The 2,520-nt window shown below is 66.5% G+C and carries 1 protein-coding gene; it reads left to right on the top strand.

Annotation, left to right across the window (positions count from 1 at the left end; genetic code table 11):
- Nucleotides 1-214 precede the first annotated feature (214 nt).
- A complete protein-coding gene (ligA, locus tag BS38_RS0123980; RefSeq protein ID WP_028273018.1) occupies nucleotides 215-2,515 on the top strand; it encodes an NAD-dependent DNA ligase LigA in 2,301 nt (766 codons plus the stop codon).
- Nucleotides 2,516-2,520 lie beyond the last annotated feature (5 nt).

Raw genomic sequence — 2,520 nt, 5'->3', positions numbered from 1 at the left:
GGTTCGCACGTGACGGCGCTGGCCAAGGTGGCGCAGGCGCTGGAGGAAGCCGGCAAGCAGGCAACCAAGAACGCCGCCCAGCAGGAAGAGGCTTCGCGCTAGGAACGCCCGGCCCTTGTAACGCCGGAAGAGAGGCCCCGGACGCACCATTGCGTCCGGGGCTTCTGCGCGCCGGGAGCCAGACATTGTCGGCGATCTAAGGCAGGATAGGTCTGTGAGCACAGGGAACACGGCAGCAGACACGGAAACGCAGGACACCACCGCGGCAGGTACAGGGCAGGAAAAAGTCCCCTCCGGCGCAGTGCGCGAGGAATACGAAAACCTGGTCGAAGAGGTCCGCAAGCACCGCTTCGCGTACTACCAGGAGGACGCGCCCATCATTTCGGACGCTGACTTCGACGAACTCTTCCGGCGCCTCGAAACCCTGGAAGCCATGCACCCGGAGCTGGTGGCCAACGATTCGCCCACCCAGGAGGTGGGCGGCGAAGTGTCCGCCGCCTTTACCGCCGTCGAACACCTGCAGCGGATGTACAGCCTCGAGGACGTCTTTTCCCTCGAGGAACTCGAAGCCTGGATCGCCAAGGCGGAAGCATCCGTCGCCAAACTCGGAAACGGCACGGCCGGACCCGCCTGGCTCACCGAACTCAAGATCGACGGACTGGCAGTGAACCTGCTCTACCGCGACGGCAAGCTGGTCCGCGCAGCCACGCGGGGAGACGGCTACACCGGCGAGGACATCACCCACAATGTGCTGACCATCAAGGAGATCCCGCAGCAGCTGACCGGCGGGAACTACCCGGCTGAGATGGAGGTTCGTGGCGAGGTGTTCATCCCCTCCAAGGCCTTTGCCGAATTCAACGAAGCGCTGATCGAGGCGGGCAAGGCGCCGCTGGCCAACCCGCGCAACGCCGCCGCCGGCTCGCTCCGGCAGAAGGACCCGGCAGAAACCGCCAAGCGCCCGCTGCGCATGTACGTGCACGGCATCGGCGCCCGCGAGGGGCTGGATACCGTCAGCCAGTCGGACACCTACCGCCAGCTCGCCGAGTGGGGCCTCCCCACCAGCCCGTACTTCGAGGTTCTCGGCAGCCTCAAGGAAGTGCTCGACTTCATCAAACGCTACGGCGACAAGCGGCACAGCCTCACGCATGAGATCGACGGCATCGTGGTCAAGGTGGACGACTTCGCCACGCAGCGCGCGCTCGGGTACACCTCGAGGGTGCCGCGCTGGGCTGTGGCCTACAAGTACCCGCCGGAGGAAGTGCACACCAAGCTCCTGGACATCGCAGTCAACGTGGGCCGCACCGGCCGGGTCACCCCCTTCGGCATCATGGAACCGGTCAAGGTGGCCGGATCCACCGTGGGAATGGCAACCCTGCACAACCAGGACGTCGTCAAAGCCAAGGGCGTGAAAATCGGCGACATCGTGGTCCTCCGGAAGGCCGGGGACGTCATCCCGGAGATCGTGGGCCCGGTGCTTGCGCTCAGGGACCAGCAGGACCCGCCGGTGCGGGATTTTGTCATGCCCACTGAGTGCCCGTCCTGCGGGACTCCGCTCGCCCCCGGGAAGGAGGGCGACGTGGACATCCGCTGCCCCAACTCGCGGTCCTGCCCTGCCCAGCTGCGCGAACGCGTCTTCCACGTTGCCAGCCGCGGTGCCTTCGACATCGAGGCCCTGGGCTGGGAAGCCGCGATAGCCCTGACCCAGCCGGCCGAACCCGAAACGCCGCCGCTGACGAGCGAAGCCACGCTCTTCCGGCTCACCCGAGAAGACCTGGCCGACGTCCGGATCCGCCGCGAGAAGCGGTCCAAGGGCGTGGCCACCGGGGAATTCGAACTCGTGCCGTACTTCTACAGCAAGGGCACGGCCAAGTCGCCGTCCAAGCCCACAGCCACTACGGAAAAACTCTTCAGCGAACTGGAGAAGGCCAAGACCCAGCCGCTGTGGCGCGTCCTTGTGGCGCTGTCCATCCGGCACGTCGGGCCCCGGGCGTCACGGGCGCTCGCCACGGCCTTCGGCTCGATGGACGCCATCCGGCAGGCCTCGGAGGAGGACCTCGCCCACGTCGACGGTGTGGGTCCGGTGATCGCCGCTGCCCTGAAGGAGTGGTTCGCCGAGGACTGGCACCGTGAAATTGTGGACAGCTGGGCCGAAGACGGTGTGCGGATGGCGGATGAGCAGGACGAATCCACTCCGCGAACCTTGGAAGGCCTCACCATCGTGGTGACCGGAAGCCTTGAAGGCTTCAGCCGGGACGAGGCCAAGGAAGCCATCCTCATCCGTGGCGGCAAGGCCGCCGGATCCGTCTCCAAGAACACCAGCTACGTCGTGGCGGGCGAGAACGCCGGCACAAAACTGGACAAGGCCGAGCAGCTCGGTGTGCCGGTGCTGGACGAGGACGGCTTCCGCGCGCTCCTGGCGAACGGCCCCGCAGGCCCGGAAGGTGCCGACGAACCGTCGGATGAGGCCCACAACACCGGCGCAGCGGAAGAACACCAGGAAGCGCCGTCGGAATGAGCATC

It is taken from the genome of Arthrobacter sp. UNC362MFTsu5.1, from assembly GCF_000685965.1.
Classification (GTDB): Bacteria; Actinomycetota; Actinomycetes; order Actinomycetales; family Micrococcaceae; genus Arthrobacter.
The sequence above is the reverse complement of the archived record's forward strand: the minus strand, read 5'-3'. Positions and strand labels throughout refer to the sequence as shown.